The following is a 16,387-nucleotide window of genomic DNA, read 5'->3' as shown; positions in this document are numbered from 1 at the left end:
ACCCACTGACTGGCGAGCCGTATGCGGGAGAACCGCACGTACGGTTCTGAGGGAGGGGAGTCCGGCTCAACCGGACTTCCCTACCCCTATCAGGTGGTTGGCGGGTTCCCCTGACTTGGTCGCGTTTTCGCGGTAAGTTGTGAGGAACCACTTCGCGAGGTTCACTCGCTACCACGTTTCACAGGCAAACATTGTGTTTACAAAAACGACAGGGGAGTCATCGCCGGCAGCGAGACACTTTTTCACGCGGGCGAGTGGCAGCCGTTTTCGTGCACTGTTTTGCGTTCTGCTAGGTTCGGTTTCACTCAGCGTCGCTGGCTGTGGCGGATCCACCGCACCGGTTCAGCCCCCGGTGATCGAAGACTACGTTTCGACTGGCGAGGTCACGCTCGAATTTGTGATCGACGACGAGACAACGAAGTCGTACGTCGTGGACAACGTCGCAACCGGATCCACTTTGGAGAGCCTGATGCGTAACCTGAGTTCCCCGAAGATGGAAATCGGCGGCGAAGGAGCCACCGCGTTCGTCAATTCAATCGATGGGATTTCCACGGACGCCACTCGGGGATGGACGTACACGATCGATGGCGAATTCGCGACAACAGGGATCGGTACGACGGAATTGAATCCACCGACGAAGGTCGTTTGGAAGTTCACAACCTTGGAAGAGGCGACCGCGGATCAAGAGTGATCGGCGTTTGAAAGGTTGGCCTAGGGTTTGAGTCGGGCGGGCTCCGGAGGAGGCCGCGTTGTTAGCTTGAGGCGGGGACCCCAACGCCACTCAGCGTTGGACGCGGGCGTTGCCCTTCCAGATGCTCCAGACTTGGTCTTCGTCGGCGGGTTGGCCGTAGTCGGTGTAGAGCGTTGCGGTCAAAGCACCGGTTGCCCAGCCGAACTGCGAGCTCTTCTCTGCATCCCAGCCTTGCAGCACGCCGTAAAGCAAGCCGCCGACGAATCCGTCACCGCCGCCGATGCGATCGATCACACCGATTTCGCGAGGCTCAATGACAGCGAACTCGGTGCCGTGCGAAACGATCGCACCCCAGTGATGCAGGTTAGCGCTCTCGACTTCACGCAGAGTGGTCGCAAACAGAGTGGTATCGGCGTATTCCTTTTTGACTCGGTTGATCATTTCCTTGAAGCCATCGATCTTCGCGGAAATGTCACTGCCGCCGGCTTCGGGGCCTTCGACCCCGAGGCACAGTTGGAAGTCTTCTTCGTTGCCGATCAGGATGTCGGACAGGCTGGCGATCTCTTTGAACTGAGCCGCCAATTTTTCTTCGCGACCTTTCCAGAACGAGGCCCGGTGGTTGAGGTCGAACGAGATTCGTGAGCCATGTTTCTTGGCCGCACGAGCGATCTCCAAGCAGAACTCGCTGGTCTCTTCCGAGAGAGCAGCGATCAAGCCGGACAGGTGAACGATCTTGGCGCCTTCGGTTCCGAAGATGCGATCGAGGTCAAAGTCTTTGACGTTCAGTTGTCGGCCGACTTCACCGGCGCGGTCGTTTTGCACGCGAGGTCCACGCGACCCCCAACCGCTGTCGGCCATGTTGATTTGGTGACGCACGCCCCAAGGGTTGTCTTGAACGAATTCAGGACCTTCGTAGTCCATATGGCGGCCGGCCAAGTCGTCTTTGATGAACCGGGCGACTGGGCTGTCTTTGACAAACGCGGTCAAGATTTTGACGGGCAATCCCAGGAACGACGAGATGCTGCCGACGTTCGATTCCGCGCTGGTGGCTTGCATCTTGAACGTGTCGCTGCAGTGGAACGGTTGGTGGTCCACTGGCGTGAGGCGAATTCCCATGCTGGTGGGAATGACCATGGCGTATTTGGCGTCGCTGCGTAGTTCAATCATGGGACAGTGTGGATGGGGAAAGTTGGGATGAAGGGATGAGCGGCAGTTAGCGAGTCATTTCACGAATGGCTCGCCGCGAGATAGGTTCTCAGATGAAGAGCAGTGAAGCGGATTCACTGAGAGGTCTGCGCTGCCTTGCTTACGCTGCGGGTTATGAATCGTGAGCGAATCAAGAAACTCGTTCGAAGCAGGGTTAGATCGTGACGGATGCGAATCCGCCGTCGACCGCGATGTTTTGCCCGGTCACAAACGAAGACGCTTTTCGCGAAGCCAACCAGATGGCGGCACCGGCGAGTTCTTCGGGTTTTCCAAAGCGAGCCATCGGGGTGTGCCCGACGATTTGGCCGCCACGTTCAGTGTACGAGCCGTCGTCGTTGTAGAGCAGTTTGCGGTTTTGTTCGGCGGGGAAGAAACCGGGGCTGATCGCGTTGACTCGCACGCCGGTGGTCGCCCATTCGCGAGCCAGCCACAAGGTCAGGTTGATCACCGCGGCTTTGGCGGCCGAGTAAGCCACGACGCGAGACAGCGGGATGATGCCTGACATCGAGGCGATGTTGATGATGCTGCCGACGCCGGCTTCGATCATCGCGGGCGCGAACACTTGGCTGGGCAACAACGCTCCGCCGACCAGGTTCAGGTCGAACACGTGTTGCCAGGCTTCGCGAGGCAATCCGCAGACATCGCCGCCAGGTGGAATCGTCGCGTCGGGATGGTTTCCGCCCGCCGCGTTGACCAGGATCGTTGGCGTTCCGGCCCAAGCCGTGATGGCATCGCGAGCTTCGGCCAAGGAGTCTGCCTGCATCCCGTCGACGGCAAAGAATTTGGCTTCGCCACCGCCCGAGGTGATCGCTTTGACTTTCGCTTCGCCGCGTTCCGCGTTGCGTCCCAAGACTGCCGTGCGAGCCCCGGCCGATCCGAGTGCCTGGGCCATGTGGCCGCCGAGCTCGCCTGTGCCGCCGATCACGACCGCGACATCATCGTTCAATTCAAAAAGAGTATTCATAGTGGCGGTACTTTACTCGCAACGCGACGCAGAGAACAGCACGCGAAACAGGGAAGTTTTGCCAGTCGAACGACGCAGGGTCTATGGAGAGCGGGGAGCTTTTTTGATTCCGCTTTTCGGCAGATTTCCACATGGCGTACCTCTCCCGAAACGAAGTATCGGGAGAGGTCGAGCGACGCCGTTCAGGCGTACGCGAGGGTGAGGGCCGTGCATGTGAAACGGCGCGGGCAGCCCTCCCCGGAATTCTCGCTGAACGCTCGCATTCCGACCCTCCCCAACTGCGTTCAGGAGGGTGAATTCAAACTTGCGAGCACTGCGCTTGTAAAACTGCACGACCTCCTATGGAGGAGCGGGGCAGATTCTTGCTCGCCTCAGGCTTGTTTTCGCCAGTCCACCAGGTGGACTTCGACACTGCGGTAGCCGTTGAACTCGTTGATGACGGGCCGGTAAGCGATCTCGATCGGGCCGTTGTGCTGGTTCAGCGGTTCGCACCAATCCGCCGCACCGAAGGCGACGCCGCGGATCACGCGTTCGCCTTGTTTCAGACGCACGGACAGGTGGTTTTCGCCCCTGCCCATCTTTTTGGCTGGTTCGTTGAGCTGAATGTCGCGGCCCATCAACACGGGACGCGGGTTGCCGGCGCCGAACGGAGCCATCGTTTCGATCTGCTTCATCGTTTGCAGGTTCAGTTGGCCGAGCGGAGCTTCCGCATCGATTTGAATCGCAGGAGCCAATTCTTGCTCGGACCACTGCTTCGAAACCGCTTCGCAGAAGTCACCACGGAAGGCTTCGATGTCAGATTCGCGAATCGTCAGTCCGCCCGCGGCTGGGTGACCGCCGTAGCGAACCAGTCGGTCCTCGCACTCTCGCAGGGCTTCGTAAAGGTTGATGCCGGTGCCGCCGACGCGTCCCGATCCGGTCGCGTCGACTTTGCCTGCGGTGTCGAGCGAGAGGATGATCACGGGTTTGGCGTATTTCTCGGCCAATCGCCCGGCAACGACTCCGATGACTCCGGTGTGCCAGCCGACTCCGGCCAGCACCAGCGCGGGATCGTTTTCAGGATCAAAGTCCGCTTTGGCTTGCTTTTGTGCGGCCAGCTGAACGCTTCGCTGCAGCGTGTCACGGGTTCCGTTGAGCTGGTCGATGTACTGGGCCAACGCCACGGCCCGGTCGCCGGCTTCGATCGTCAGCAGCTCGATGCCCAGTTGAGCTTGTCCAAGTCGCCCAGCGGCGTTCAATCGGGGAGCCAGCCCGAAGGAGATGTTCTCCGTCGTCAATTCGCTGGCTTGGTCGAGTTTGGTCAGCTTCATCAGTTCCCACAAACCCGGCAGCGGTTCGGTCTGCATCACTCGCAGGCCGTGATTGACCAGCACGCGGTTTTCGTCGAGCAGCGGGACCACGTCGGCGATGGTTCCGATGGCGGCCAGCGAAAGCGATTGCATCAGGAATCGCTTCATCGGCGGCGTGACTTTTTTCTGCCCGCATTTGGCTTGGCACAGCGACCAGGCGAGTTTGAAGGCGACGCCGGCACCGCAGAGTTCGCCAAACGGGTAAGCCGTTCCGGGCAGTCGTGGGTGGACGATGATTTCGGCGTCAGGCAGTTCGTCGCCGATTTGATGATGATCGGTGACGATCAGGGTCACGCCAAGCTCGCGACAGAGTTTGGCGCACTCGAGGCTGGCGATGCCGCAATCGACCGAGATGATCATTTGCTTGCCGCGAGCGACCAGTTTGCGGATCGAGTCCTCGTTCAGGCCGTATCCTTCCTCGAGCCGGTTGGGCACGTGGTAACTGACCTCGGCCCCGATCAATCGCAGGCAATTGACCAGGATCGCGGACCCGGTCATGCCATCGGCGTCGTAATCGCCGTAGATGACGATCGGCGTTTTGGCTTCTGCGGCGGCCAGGATTTTTTCGGTCGCGGCAGGCACGCCGGGCAGCAACTGCGGGTCACGCAGGCTGGTGAGTTTGGTGTCCAAGAACGTGGCGGCGTCTTCTTGCGAATAAACGCCGCGACTGACCAGCAACTGAGCGACGACGGGAGGCAGTCCCGTGGTGCGGATCAGTTGTTCGACCAACGGAGCATCGTGCGGAGTGATCCGCCATTCCCGCTTCGTCCCGGAATCAACAAGCTGGTTGGTATCGGAAATCGAGCTGGAATCGGTACTCAAATCGACCGTCGTCCTTGAATAGAGTCGGCGCTGAGAAGCTTACTTTTTCTTTTCAGCGTGCCAGGTGTGCTTGCGCAGGTTGGGGTTGTACTTCTTCAAACGAAGTTTTTCCCCACCAGGCTTTTTGCGGAGGGTGTAGTTGTACTGTCCGGTTTCTTCGCAGACCAGGAAAATGGTTTCTGCTTTTTTCTTGCTCTTGGACATCAGACGTGCCGGCGTGGTTTGTCAGGGAAATGAAATTTTCGAGCCCCAGAGTATGACTAGCCAGGTGTGATTTTGGCAAGTCGTCCTTTTTTGGGGCGAATTCGGAGTGTGATTGTCGCCCATCGACTCCGCTCGATGGAGAAAGGGCCGAGATCCGGCTACCCTCAACCTAAACCGGAGTGTCAGCCATCGGGGCTGACCCAATGAAGAAACTGGCCCTCGCAAAGGTTTGCCTTCTCAGGGTTTTCTTCGATGAGCGACGCAGATATTCGTATTGCTCACCTGATCGAACAAGATGATCGAAAGCATCGGATTGCCAGAGCTTTCCGCGCCGTTCCAACGCAGCGTTGATTTTCTTGGCGGTGAAATGAAGCCACGAGAAGCACTGTTTCGACATTGAGTCAGGATCAGCGAACGACGCCAGTAGATGCACGTGATTGGGCATGACGACGAAATCACCGAGTCGATAGCGAATTCCGTCGAAATGGTGCAATGCATCGGCGACAATGCGAGCGATCTCAGGACGTTTCGAGACACACGCACCGTGACAATCATCAAGAAAACGTTCGTGCGTCTGCCTGAATTGTCTCTGGAACGTGTCTTTGAGTTTTTGTTCCAGGGAGTGGGCAATCGATTTCCAGTTCAGCGTTGTGGCCTGGGGTGGCCTGCTCGATGCAGCCAGTCGACCCGTTCACGATCCCATCGATCGATTACTACCGCGGGGATGGAATCGGCCAGTCGAAAGGTGATGAACACGATTGCTCCCGCTTGCGACCAGTGCGGTTTGCAGCGTTCCTGAATCGAGAACTCGGCTGATGGGTCGAACGGTTCGCCTAACATGCTGTCGTTGTATGTCCGGGGTGACTCCATTGGACGGAGCCAATGGGCGACTGTTGGTGCGAAGCATATGGCTCCATCGGGCGGAGCCGATGGGCGACATTGAATCACATCGCGTCGTCGACGAATTCGCCGTCGGCTCGGTGGCCGAGGTAGGTGAGGATTTGTGGATCGATGGAATGGGTCAGGAAGCGGACCGAGCCGTCAGCGAAACCGAAGTTGCCGCCGCCGGGGTGCTCGCTGGCAAAGCCGCCGACGAACTCAGGCGGGTCTTTTTCCTCGCCCACTCCCATCGCACCTATCGTTTGAATCCCGCCGCCGATCAGCGTGCCGGTGTTGCGGAGCGAAGCTCGTGTGCCGGAGGCCCAACCCAGTGATGCGAGGGTGGGAATCATCTCGCCGATCAGGATCGTGTGGCTACTGCCATCGTAAATCTCGCGGTAGCGAACCTCGCTGTTGAGAAACAGCAATCCGTTGTTGTCTTCGTCAATCGCTGCCTCGACGTCGTGATGGCAACCGGCGTAGTTCGATAGTCCAGCCGTTTCGTCACTGTTCATTCCAAATGGAAACGAAGGGCAAAGGAAGGCAGGGATTTGATAGGCACGGACCTTTGCATTGACCGGAGCATAGGTGCTGGCGGTCAAATCGAAGTCGTCCGCGGCTCCTTGTTGTTCGATGTAGGGCAACAGTCGAACGAGATAACTAATGTGTTCGCCATTGGGCGTGTTGACGATGGGCCCGGTCGGGTTGGTGGTTCCTGGTGGCAAGTGCTCCATCGCGAATTCGTAGTTGTGAGTGGCCAGGGTGATCTGGGCCATGTTGTTGGCGCAACTCATCCGGCGAGCCGCTTCGCGTGCGGCTTGAACAGCCGGCAGCAGCAAACCAACCAAGACGCCGATGATGGCGATCACCACCAAGAGTTCGACCAGCGTGAATGCACGCCGTGACGAAGAGGGGAATGTCGTTGTCATGCTAAGTTCCTGAGTGAGAGGCATGGCCGGGATCAAAAAGTGGAGGCGATTTGCCAAGTTTGTGAACGCTGGATGCGATGCGGGTTCTGCGGTTCGTCTTGACCCAAGCGTGCGGTCACGTGAACGGTCAGCGAGTCTTTGGAGGAGTCGTCTCGCGTCACTTCGATTTCGATTTCAGCGGGATCACCGCCGCGAATCGCGTCGCCGACCGACCAGGTTTCTCCGGTGTAGGCATCGTCCTCGTGAAGTTGCCGGTGGGCTCGGACCAAGCCGGCTTCTAGCAACCAGTCGGCTTGTTCGACTCGCAGCAGTTGCTGGGTTTGGCGACGGTGAGTCAGACTGCTCTTGAGCGATGTCATGACCAACGAAACCGAGATGGCCAAACACACCAGCACGTAGATCAGTGCGGTGCCTGGGCGTGGAGAGGGTGACGAGCGGGGGCGGAGTTGAGGTTCGGCCCTCCCCTCGCTTCGCTCGACCCTCCCTGAGGGAGGGTGAAGAGTGGAGACGCTTCGCTCAGTTCTTCCAGAGGGAGGCTGAAGTGCGGGGGTGATGTTGGAGGAAGGGAAGGGCATGTCGCTGGGACGAGGTCGATCAGGCACTGCGCGTTTCATGGCTTCACCCCAAATCGTGCGTATCGATTCAGTTCCATTCGCAAATGCAAATCGTTGCGATCGGTTGTGTCCGAGCTGGCTGCATTCGGATCGTCCGATGGTGGCAACCGACTTGGGATAGGCGTGCCACTGGAACGTTTGACTTGCAGTGTGATGGCCGTTGGCAGTTCGGTTTCGATCCAGTGCACGCGAGAACCGGGTTGCAGTTCAAAGACGTCCGTCCGCGTTGTGCTGGCGTCGATCTCTTCGGTACGCTGAATGACCGAACCGTCGATTTGATACACGACATCCAGAGAAGGCAGCGTCAACGTTTGGCCGTCAACGGAAGCTTTGTCAGCCGTTCGGGCATCGTCCCGAATCATCCGCGTCAGACGCGTGAGGTTGGTTTGGTGAGCTTGCCGGGAGTGCATTTGTTTCGAGAGTTTCATGGATTGGTGGATCCAGCCGATGGAAACAGTGATCAGCGATGAAAGCACTGAGAGCACGATCATCAGTTCAACCAAAGAATGCGCACGCCGCGCGGGAGAACGAATCATGGGGATGGCTCCTCGTCGGTGTCCGTGTCCAAGACCCAGCCGACCAATTCCAGCGGAGTGCCAGGATGTCGGCGTTTCCAGTCCAGACGCAAAGTAACGCGTGGGCTGAGTTCGTCATCAAGGAAGTCGCCCGACCATTCAGGATCGGACAACAAATTTTGGAGTTCCTCGGAAGCTTCGAGTTCGTCGAGAGTGGCCTCGATCTCATCGAGCGGAAGCGAGGTGATGCGTTCCAGTTCGCTGGACACCGCCCAGGTCGCAATGCGTTGTTGATTGGTGTCTTGCCAGACTTGATGAATGCGAAACGTCAGAGAAGTGACCACTGACATCAGCGCGATCAGGATGGAGGCGGCGACCACCAATTCAATCATCGTGAACGCGTTTCGAGATGACGAAGTTCGGCATGTGGAGCGATGGTTCATCACGCGAGAGCTCCGATCAGGCTGGTGAGGACAAGGAAGATCGCGATGCAAACCCAAGCCACGACAGCGGCTAGCAGAAGCAGGCTGGCCAAAGAGACCGCTCGCGTCAGCAAGTGGCGGCGAATCGAACGTCTGTCGAATCGTGATTCCGCCAACCACTGCAACAACCAGGCTTGAACGTCACTCGATCCTGCCACCGACAAGGCTTGGGATTCTCGCGAAGTCAAGATTCTTTCGTTTGCCAGCGTCGCCCACGGATCTTCGCCTCGTTCCACTCGCTCGCACGACGCAGCGAGTCTGCGTCGTGTTTGGGGAACGTGGTGACACTTGGAAAGGGTCTCGAGTCCCGACGCGATCGGGCGACCGGAGCCGACCACAATGGCCAACAATGACAGCAAGTTGACCGAAGGTGGAACGAAGCGTTCGTGCCATCGAAATGGGTTGAATCGATGCGGGCGTTTTTCCCCAAAGAACAGCAGACGCCCCACAACGAGCATCAAGAGAATCGCAATTCCGAAGAAGAAAAACTCGCCACCGCGATGGCTGACCAAGATTAGCGAACGAGTGATCGGGGGAAGGTCCAAGCCAAACTCGCCGAACATCTTTTCGAAGGTAGGCATGATGAAAATCATCATGAATGCCAGGATGAACCACGCGACGATGAAGCCGATCAGCACTCGAGTGAATTCCGAGCGAGGATTTCGCCAGCTGGAATCAGTGGACTCGGATTCCAAGCCTTGGTCGGAGATCAAAGCCTCGTAGGTTTCGCTCAGTGTTCCTGTTTCGCTCGCAAGCCGAATCGCCATCAAACCGGAGGGAGCCAAGATGCCAGGTGTTTGTTCGAGGGCGTCCGCGACGGGCGTGCCTGCTTTTAAAAGCATCGCCAAATGATTCATTCGCATTCCAATCGGGCCGCCAAATTCAGCCGCCAGAAGATGCACCCATTTCGCCGGGTTGGTGCGTTCCTGGTGTGCGACCAGCAACGTTCGAACCAAGGCTCGTTGCGGGATCGATGAAAGCGCCAGCAAGCCGTCAGGCGTGTTTTGCGTTGGGGATGATGGCGTGCTCATGTCAATCCACTGATGAGTTGAACGAGAGGCATGAAGAGTGCAATCATCACCCATCCGATCGTCATTCCCAACATGCAAACGATCAGAGGCGACACCCAAATCAGAATGTCGCGGCGTTGGTGCCGTTCACGGTCGCGATAGATTGCAGCGACATCTCGCATGCTATCCGCTTGCTGAGGAATCAACTCGGTTTGCACAGCATGGATCATCAGGTGACATGGTTTGCCATGGATATGAGTTGGACCTGAAAGAGGAACTCTACCGTCTTCGATCGATTGGACGCATTCGTCGCTGAGCCTGGACATCCAGCGGGAAGGGCTGCTTTCGCCAGCGATTTGATAGGCCTCTCGCCGGGTCAGGCCCACGTCCAGCATCATTGCGACATGTTCTGCCCACGACGCCCAAGCCAATCTGGCGGGTGTGAGCAGGCGGCGACTCATGCGAACCCAAGGCGGATGTTGGCCGATGCGGTGAGACTGAAACCGAACCAGTTGGATGACCAGCCCAATCGCGACGACGGCAGCGAGAAGCCACAACCCATATTCACGGGTGAAATTCGAAACGGCGAAGACGGTTTGCGTCGGCAACGGAAGTTCGAGGCCAAAGTCGTCCATCATTTCTTGGAATGGTGGTACCAGAAGAACGCAGATCACCATCAGAATCACGATGCTAGCGAAAGCCAGAAACAACGGATAAACGAGGATGATCCATAGCCGGTTACGAGTCGGCCGACCGGAAAGTGTGCTCTCCCATTGTCGGACCGCGTCTTCGAGTTTGGTCTTCTCGTTGGCAACTTCGGTGGAGGCATTCGGTTGTGAGGTTTCCAACTGGGATGCAGCCAGCAATGGTTGGCAGATCGCAAGAGCATCCGGGTGATGCAGCACGTCCTTTGCGGTGATCGGCTGGTCAAACCACCGACTCATCAATTCCATGTGCTGGGCCACGGGGCCGACGGATTGCTGGGCGGCCTGATGCAATTGCAATGCGATCATCGATCGTCGTTGAAGCAATTGTTCAATTTGTTGCTGGACGAACCGGAGTCCACTGGTGCTCGAAGCGACCAGTTCAGGGACCACTTCGTCTTCGGGGGTGGCAGTCATGATGTCACCCCAGGCTGGAATCCCTCGTTTGTGCGTCTGGCTGACGTGGGGTCACTGCGTCGTTCCGCGATGGGTGGAGGAGCAATCAGTGGTTTCAGAGCCTGTCCCTTCGGCAGATTGCCGATGGGAAGATCGCGAGTGGGCTTTGACAAATCGTGAATCAGCGAAACCAGTGGATTGAACAACGCAACGCTGTAGGCGAGTGCGCCTGTTCCGCCGATCAAGGAAGTCAACACGAGCGGCAACACAACTCTCAACACGCTCATTCGATTCGTGGCGCTGGTTTGGAAGTGAGCTCCCAGACGCAACAGCGTTGCTTCGGAGGACGCGTTGAGCGTTCGGCCGCGGAGCGTTGTTTGCACCTGATTGCGGGCGGCTGGAACGCTGTCGAGTAGGTCGCAACTGAGGTTCACTGCTTCTTCGGCTGGAACGCCAGCTTTGGCCATCGCGGCGATCAAACGCATCGCAATGGCGGAGGCATTGTCGCGGATGTACGCGCCACCGCCGAGCCGAGCGGCCCATCGCGAGACGCCACCGGTGATCCAGATCAGCAAGCAGGTGCCCAGCAAAACGAAAGGGGCGACTAAGAGGGCCATCGGTAGGAAATCAACGATGGGATCTGAACGGGAAGCCAGCGGCGTGGAAGGAACCAGTTCCATGTCAGCTCGCAACGCGTTGATGGTGGGCCCAATGAAGTGGCTGAAGAACGCCAGCCCCAAGTAGCCGACCAACGCGAGAGTCAGCAAGTAGATGCATGACCCCCAAAGCAAACGCGAGAGCTTTCGTTCGGAACGAGTGTCATGGGTCAGTCCGTCCAGGACGATTTGCATGTTTCCGGTGCGGGTGAAGACTTCTCTCGCCGCCCGGTAACGAGTTGGCCATTCGGCGGCGGGTCGCCGCTTTAGCAAGCCAACTTTTTCAAGTGTCAGCGTTCCACCCACAGATCCGCCGGTTCCCAGATGGATCGGAACGCGAGCCATCACGGCGGCTGCCAGCCCATCATGAAAGACATCGGGCTGTGAATCAGAATTCAGAGGCCGTGCACTGGAGCCAGGGTCGCTCATTGTTGGCGACCCGACTTTTGATTGAATTGGATGTTGTTCGAGCCTTGTTTTGTTGGGCGATGGTGATTCATCACTTCCATCAACGCCCAGTCCAGTGATTGGTTGGTCAACGATGATCGCATGACGGCTTCTTGTTCCACTTCGTCGCTGCTTATCCGCTGAAGCGGAGCCAAGGTTTCGATCGACTGTCCCACCCAAACGAAAGACATCATCGCGGCCATGCCTAACCCAATGATTTTGAATGCTCCCCCGGTCCGTTGTCGTGTTTGGTTTTGTTGACGCACGGACTCGAGGGCTCGCGGGCGAAGTTCCGATGATGGGCGGACGTAGCGACCCGCGTCGCGAATCAGGTCTTCGATGGATTCACCGCCATCCAGTTGCCAATTGTCCAATTCGTAGCCGTTGGTCTTTCCGCCGTTGTTGCCATCATCGAACGGATGATCGTTATCGAATGAATTGTGATTAGCCATGAACGGGCACCTCCGATTCCACGTCGCCGCGCAGAAGCTGAGTCATCTTTTGCATCCCGTAGCGATAACGGCTGGCGGTTGTGCCGGGTGTGATCTCCAGAACGTCCGCGATTTCGAGGAACGTCATTTGTTCCCAAATCTTCAGCACGATCACTTCGCTTTGTTTGGTGGGCAATTTGCGAAGGGCTTGCCAAACCGCGCGGTTGGTTTCTTCCTGTTCCAGCTCATCGACTCGCCGAACTGTTAGCAAATCCGTCAGGTTGTCGATCAAGCTGAGGCGTGATTTCCGTCGCGTGATGACCAGCGATTCATTGCGGACCATTCGCAGCAAGTAGTTCCACGGTTGGTCGGCATCGCGGACCAATCGCGGACGCTCAGCGACTTTCACCAGCACCGTTTGCACCGCGTCTTCCGCGTCGTGCTGATTTCGCGTGATCGTCGTGGCAAATCGCACCATGCGAGTCGACGTCAGGTCGATCAGGCCGGCGACCGCGTCTCCGCCGTGAACCACCATGTGGTCAAGGCACTGAAAAACGCGTTTCGAAAAGGGGATGGAATGGCTCATCAAACAACAGGATGCGCCCCGGCGAGTCATTTGTCTAAACAATTTGAAAAAATGTTGGCTGCTTCGCCCTCGCCCTCGCCCTCGTGCTCGTGCTCGTGCTCGTGCTCGTGCTCGTGCTCGTGCTCGTGTTTTCGAGCACGAGCACGAGCACCGGTCTCCGACCTGAGCACGACGGAGCGTCAGGCGGAAATTCAAGAAAACAGTTGACTCGTCGTCGCGACAGCTGTATCAATGGATTAACACAAGGGGTCAGTTGTGCAGATTCATTTATCCGACGACGGCGTGCCGCTCTATCAGCAAGTGGTCCAGCAGATTCGACATCGAATTCTGTCGGGCCAGCTTTCCGGCGGAGACGAGATGCCTGCCATCCGAACGTTGGCGGAGCGATTGCGCGTCAATCCGAACACCATCGCGAGAGCGTATCGCGAACTCGAACAAGCGGGCTTGGTCGAGAAACGTCGCACCCGAGGCACGTTTGTTTCGTCATCGCCGACGTCGATGTCCGCGAAAGGGAAGCGGGAAGCGATTGAGCCCGCGATCGATCAATTGCTCGTGCTCTCGCAAGGGCTGGGCGTGGATGCGAAAGAGTTGTCGCAATGGATTCTCCGTCGCGATGAAGAGTTGCAACGCAAACGGGGAGAATCGTCATGAACGATGTTCAAGAGTCGTCGGTGCCGGACGCCGTGGTGGTCGAAAACCTGAGTCAACGATTTGGCCGGACGGAAGCACTGAACGATGTTTCGCTGACGATCCCGCAGGGAACCGTGTTCGGATTGTTGGGGCTCAACGGAGCCGGCAAGACAACGCTGCTGCGTCACTTGTTGGGTTTGCATCAACCGCGAGTCGGAAGTGTCCGCGTGCTGGGATGCAGCCCGATCACCGATCGCGAAAAAGTGATGCGGAGGATTGGGTACTTGTCCGAGGAAGACAGCTTGCCGACTTGGATGCGAGTTCGTGACTTGACGGGATTTTGCGAAGCGATCTATCCGAGGTGGGATCGAGCGTACGCGGCGGAGCTGTGTGAATGGTTCGAGTTGTCACCGGACGCGAAGCTGCGATCTCTGTCCAAGGGCGGCCGAGCAAGAGCGGGTTTGATTGCCGCGATCGCTCACAAGCCGGACTTATTGGTTTTAGATGAACCTGGCAGCGGGCTGGATCCGATCGCTCGCGATGACATTTTGCAAGCGATCATTCGAACGGTCAGCTTGGAAGGCCGGACTGTGATCTTCAGCAGCCACTTGCTCGACGAAGTCAGCCGAGTGTGTGATCAAGTCGCGATCATGCATCAGGGCAAACTGATTGAATCCATGCCGATGATGGCGGTCGACGAACGCTACGAAGAATGGATCTTGCGATCGCGTGACGAGACGATCACGACACAACACGCTCGGAGAGATTGTCCGGTGGAAGCAGGTTTGGGCTGGTATCAGGAAGACGGTGAATGGTCGCTTGTGGTACCTCGGCAATCCGAGTTGTCGCCGACCGCGTTGCCGCCCGATTGGCAATGGATCGAAAGCCGTCATGTGACGCTGAAACGATTGTTCGAAGCCCATGTGCGAGCCCCACGGCAATCCGTGACGGCAGAGGCTCGCGATGACCAAACATCCGGTCGTGAAGGTGCAGCGATGGAGACTTCGTCATGAGCACATCACCGATTCAGCGATCGACGCGGACTGATTTGCCCACGAATGACAAGTTCGCCAGCGACCGTCGGAACGATTGGCAGAAGGACTGTCTTGCTGCGGCGAGATTACTTTGGGCACGATGGGGCGGCGTGTGGAGAAAGCTTTGGCTGCTTTCCTTGGTGGGTGTCGTCATGGCTGCGTGGATGCACCGATGGTTTGGGACGGATGTTTTGCTCGCGTCCAATGCGATTGCGGCGGTGATGGCGGTGACGCAAGCCCCGTTGCTGTTGTGGTCCATTTTCGCGATCGATTGGTCAGGGCCGGACGTGGAGCGGAAAGCCTCGGGGTTCGATGCATTTCTGCTGCGCAGTCCAATCCCATCGAGTCGCTTGTTGTTGGTAGCTGTTGTGGCTCGACATGCGGCGATTGCGATCTCGTTGTTGATGATTGCGATCGCGATTGAGTTTTCACTCGCGGACCGCAGTGAACATGAGCGTTGGTTTTATCCTGCGCTGTGGATCTCACTCGGCACCGGCTCCATGGCCGTGTTGGCATTTTGTTGGCGGCCATTCTCTTGGAACGGGTATCGGGGCCTCACCTTGCTGGTGCTGATTCCGACCGGATACATGGTAATGTGTTGGCCGTTTGTGGCGTTGGATACGGGGCATCCGAAATGGTTGTTGCTGGTGTATTTGCCATGGCCGTTGCTCTTGCTTTGGGGCGGAACTCTTTGGATCACGCATCGATCATTGGAACTGGCTCGATCCAACTCATATGGACTGGATGATGCCGGTTCGATCACGGCGAGAGTCCGTGAGTTCTTCTCTTCGATCGGCGAACGGATTCTCGGTGTGGGGGCGTCAGTGCGGAGAAGTGGGCAAGCGTCGGCGCTGGCGTGGTTTGATAGTCGTCAGTCACGGGCGATGCGATGGTCCATGATCGCATGCATTGGTGTGCCAACGCTTGTGTTGTTGGCCTGTTTGCCACTGAATTTTGCTTCCGTGGTGGTCGCTGGTTTGATTGTGCTGACGTACACCGCGTTGTCGACAGCGGGCGGTTGGGGAGAACACAGCGGAGTGAAGCGAGGGCCGCAGGGCAGGGCGATTCCGTTGTTGTTGGCGGTCAGCCCGGTTTCGCGAGAAGTCTTGGCAGCAGTCAAAGTGTGGCGAACAACACGGTTGGTGTTGTTGGCGTCGGTGGTCACGTTTGGCGTGCTGGGGGCTTTTGCAATTCCGTCCAATCAGCCGGTGTGGAACCGATGGTCCGAGGCAATGGCGTCGGGTACCGGAGTGAGTTCCTTTGCGATGGGCGTTCGGGTCTCACTCGCGATTGCTTTGTTCTCAACCGCGATTCTGGTGGGACGCGGTGTGGCCATGCTGTGGATGGCATTGATGGCCGATCGCAGGGTCACCGCCGCGGTCACGTTCTTGTCCTGCGGGCTGTTGATTTGGGGATCGTATCGCTTGGGATCTTGGTTTGTCAGCCACCAAGAGTGGGAGGTCATGCTGCAGGAATTTCGGCTTGGCGTTCTGCAGATTCCAGCTTGGGTCACTTGGTTGCTGTGGGTGAAGCTGGCCGCGGTCTTGGTCGCTCTCGTGCAAGCCATTCGGCAACCGGGAAAGCCCAAAGCTTGGATCGGAAGAACGGTCGCGGTGTGGTGCAGTGCCGTTGTGTTGCTCTCCGCTGTTTTGATGGGCGTGCTGCCCGAGCAAATTGTCCTGGGCAACTCATGGGGCACCTGGACGCCAGCGTTTTTGCCGATCGCGATGGTGATCGCTTTGGTTTTACCTCTGGCGAGAGTTTTGATTCTGCCATGGTCCGTCGGACGCGACCTTCATCGATGAGTTGTGGTCCACGACCTCAATGGAGTAGGGGAT

At 57.7% G+C, this 16,387-nt stretch carries 17 protein-coding genes; 4 read left to right on the top strand and 13 right to left on the bottom strand.

The window, feature by feature from the left end; genetic code table 11:
- Positions 1-193 precede the first annotated feature (193 nt).
- Entirely contained in the window at positions 194-691 is a 498-nt protein-coding gene (locus tag CEE69_RS26280; protein WP_233215657.1) for a DUF4430 domain-containing protein, read from the top strand.
- 90 nt (positions 692-781) lie between these two features.
- On the opposite strand, the gene CEE69_RS26275 is transcribed toward CEE69_RS26280, so the two are convergent.
- The 13 genes from CEE69_RS26275 to CEE69_RS26200 all read right to left on the bottom strand — a co-directional run bounded on the left by CEE69_RS26275 (position 782) and on the right by CEE69_RS26200 (position 12,885).
- Entirely contained in the window at positions 782-1,858 is a 1,077-nt protein-coding gene (locus CEE69_RS26275) for a sugar kinase (protein ID WP_008658280.1), read from the bottom strand.
- 193 nt (positions 1,859-2,051) lie between these two features.
- Entirely contained in the window at positions 2,052-2,861 is an 810-nt protein-coding gene (locus tag CEE69_RS26270) for a D-mannonate oxidoreductase (RefSeq protein WP_099263547.1), read from the bottom strand.
- A gap of 371 nt (positions 2,862-3,232) precedes the next feature.
- Entirely contained in the window at positions 3,233-5,032 is a 1,800-nt protein-coding gene (recJ, locus tag CEE69_RS26255; protein ID WP_099263545.1) for a single-stranded-DNA-specific exonuclease RecJ, read from the bottom strand.
- Between the two features lie 39 nt (positions 5,033-5,071).
- Positions 5,072-5,236, bottom strand: a complete 165-nt coding sequence (rpmG, locus tag CEE69_RS26250; RefSeq protein ID WP_007324504.1) for a 50S ribosomal protein L33 — start codon at positions 5,234-5,236, stop codon at positions 5,072-5,074.
- A 944-nt stretch (positions 5,237-6,180) separates the two neighbouring features.
- The gene (locus tag CEE69_RS26240) at positions 6,181-7,044 is read right to left on the bottom strand and encodes a DUF1559 domain-containing protein (protein WP_099263559.1); all 864 of its coding nucleotides are present in this window, start codon (positions 7,042-7,044) and stop codon (positions 6,181-6,183) included.
- A 32-nt stretch (positions 7,045-7,076) separates the two neighbouring features.
- Complete coding sequence (locus CEE69_RS26235) at positions 7,077-7,403, bottom strand: hypothetical protein (protein WP_233215656.1); 327 nt, start codon at positions 7,401-7,403, stop codon at positions 7,077-7,079.
- A gap of 251 nt (positions 7,404-7,654) precedes the next feature.
- Positions 7,655-8,086 carry a hypothetical protein gene (locus tag CEE69_RS26230; RefSeq protein ID WP_233215655.1) on the bottom strand — a complete coding sequence of 144 codons (432 nt, stop codon included), beginning with the start codon at positions 8,084-8,086 and terminating at the stop codon, positions 7,655-7,657.
- Between the two features lie 104 nt (positions 8,087-8,190).
- A complete protein-coding gene (locus CEE69_RS26225) occupies positions 8,191-8,616 on the bottom strand; it encodes a type IV pilus modification PilV family protein (RefSeq protein WP_099263543.1) in 426 nt (141 codons plus the stop codon).
- The gene (locus CEE69_RS26220; RefSeq protein ID WP_099263542.1) at positions 8,616-9,686 is read right to left on the bottom strand and encodes a type II secretion system F family protein; all 1,071 of its coding nucleotides are present in this window, start codon (positions 9,684-9,686) and stop codon (positions 8,616-8,618) included. Before CEE69_RS26220 ends, CEE69_RS26225 begins: the two co-directional genes overlap by 1 nt.
- Positions 9,683-10,786 carry a type II secretion system F family protein gene (locus tag CEE69_RS26215; protein WP_099263541.1) on the bottom strand — a complete coding sequence of 368 codons (1,104 nt, stop codon included), beginning with the start codon at positions 10,784-10,786 and terminating at the stop codon, positions 9,683-9,685. The genes CEE69_RS26220 and CEE69_RS26215 overlap by 4 nt, the downstream gene beginning before the upstream one ends.
- Complete coding sequence (locus tag CEE69_RS26210) at positions 10,783-11,850, bottom strand: hypothetical protein (protein ID WP_233215654.1); 1,068 nt, start codon at positions 11,848-11,850, stop codon at positions 10,783-10,785. Before CEE69_RS26210 ends, CEE69_RS26215 begins: the two co-directional genes overlap by 4 nt.
- Complete coding sequence (locus CEE69_RS26205) at positions 11,847-12,320, bottom strand: hypothetical protein (RefSeq protein ID WP_099263540.1); 474 nt, start codon at positions 12,318-12,320, stop codon at positions 11,847-11,849. Before CEE69_RS26205 ends, CEE69_RS26210 begins: the two co-directional genes overlap by 4 nt.
- Positions 12,313-12,885 carry an RNA polymerase sigma factor gene (locus CEE69_RS26200; RefSeq protein WP_233215653.1) on the bottom strand — a complete coding sequence of 191 codons (573 nt, stop codon included), beginning with the start codon at positions 12,883-12,885 and terminating at the stop codon, positions 12,313-12,315. Before CEE69_RS26200 ends, CEE69_RS26205 begins: the two co-directional genes overlap by 8 nt.
- Before the next feature lie 255 nt (positions 12,886-13,140).
- On the opposite strand from CEE69_RS26200, the gene CEE69_RS26190 reads away from it, so the two are divergent.
- From CEE69_RS26190 to CEE69_RS26180, 3 genes are read left to right on the top strand one after another with little or no spacing between them, the layout of a single operon-like run.
- The gene (locus tag CEE69_RS26190) at positions 13,141-13,536 is read left to right on the top strand and encodes a GntR family transcriptional regulator (protein ID WP_008671697.1); all 396 of its coding nucleotides are present in this window, start codon (positions 13,141-13,143) and stop codon (positions 13,534-13,536) included.
- Positions 13,533-14,528 (top strand): ABC transporter ATP-binding protein, encoded by a 996-nt coding sequence (locus CEE69_RS26185; protein WP_099263537.1) that lies wholly within the window; start codon positions 13,533-13,535, stop codon positions 14,526-14,528. The genes CEE69_RS26190 and CEE69_RS26185 overlap by 4 nt, the downstream gene beginning before the upstream one ends.
- A complete protein-coding gene (locus tag CEE69_RS26180; protein WP_099263536.1) occupies positions 14,525-16,354 on the top strand; it encodes a hypothetical protein in 1,830 nt (609 codons plus the stop codon). The genes CEE69_RS26185 and CEE69_RS26180 overlap by 4 nt, the downstream gene beginning before the upstream one ends.
- The last annotated feature ends 33 nt before the right edge of the window (positions 16,355-16,387 follow it).

The sequence above is a fragment of the Rhodopirellula bahusiensis genome (genome assembly GCF_002727185.1).
In the GTDB taxonomy this organism is placed as follows: domain Bacteria; phylum Planctomycetota; class Planctomycetia; order Pirellulales; family Pirellulaceae; genus Rhodopirellula; species Rhodopirellula bahusiensis.
This window is presented reverse-complemented; position numbering and strand designations above follow the sequence as displayed.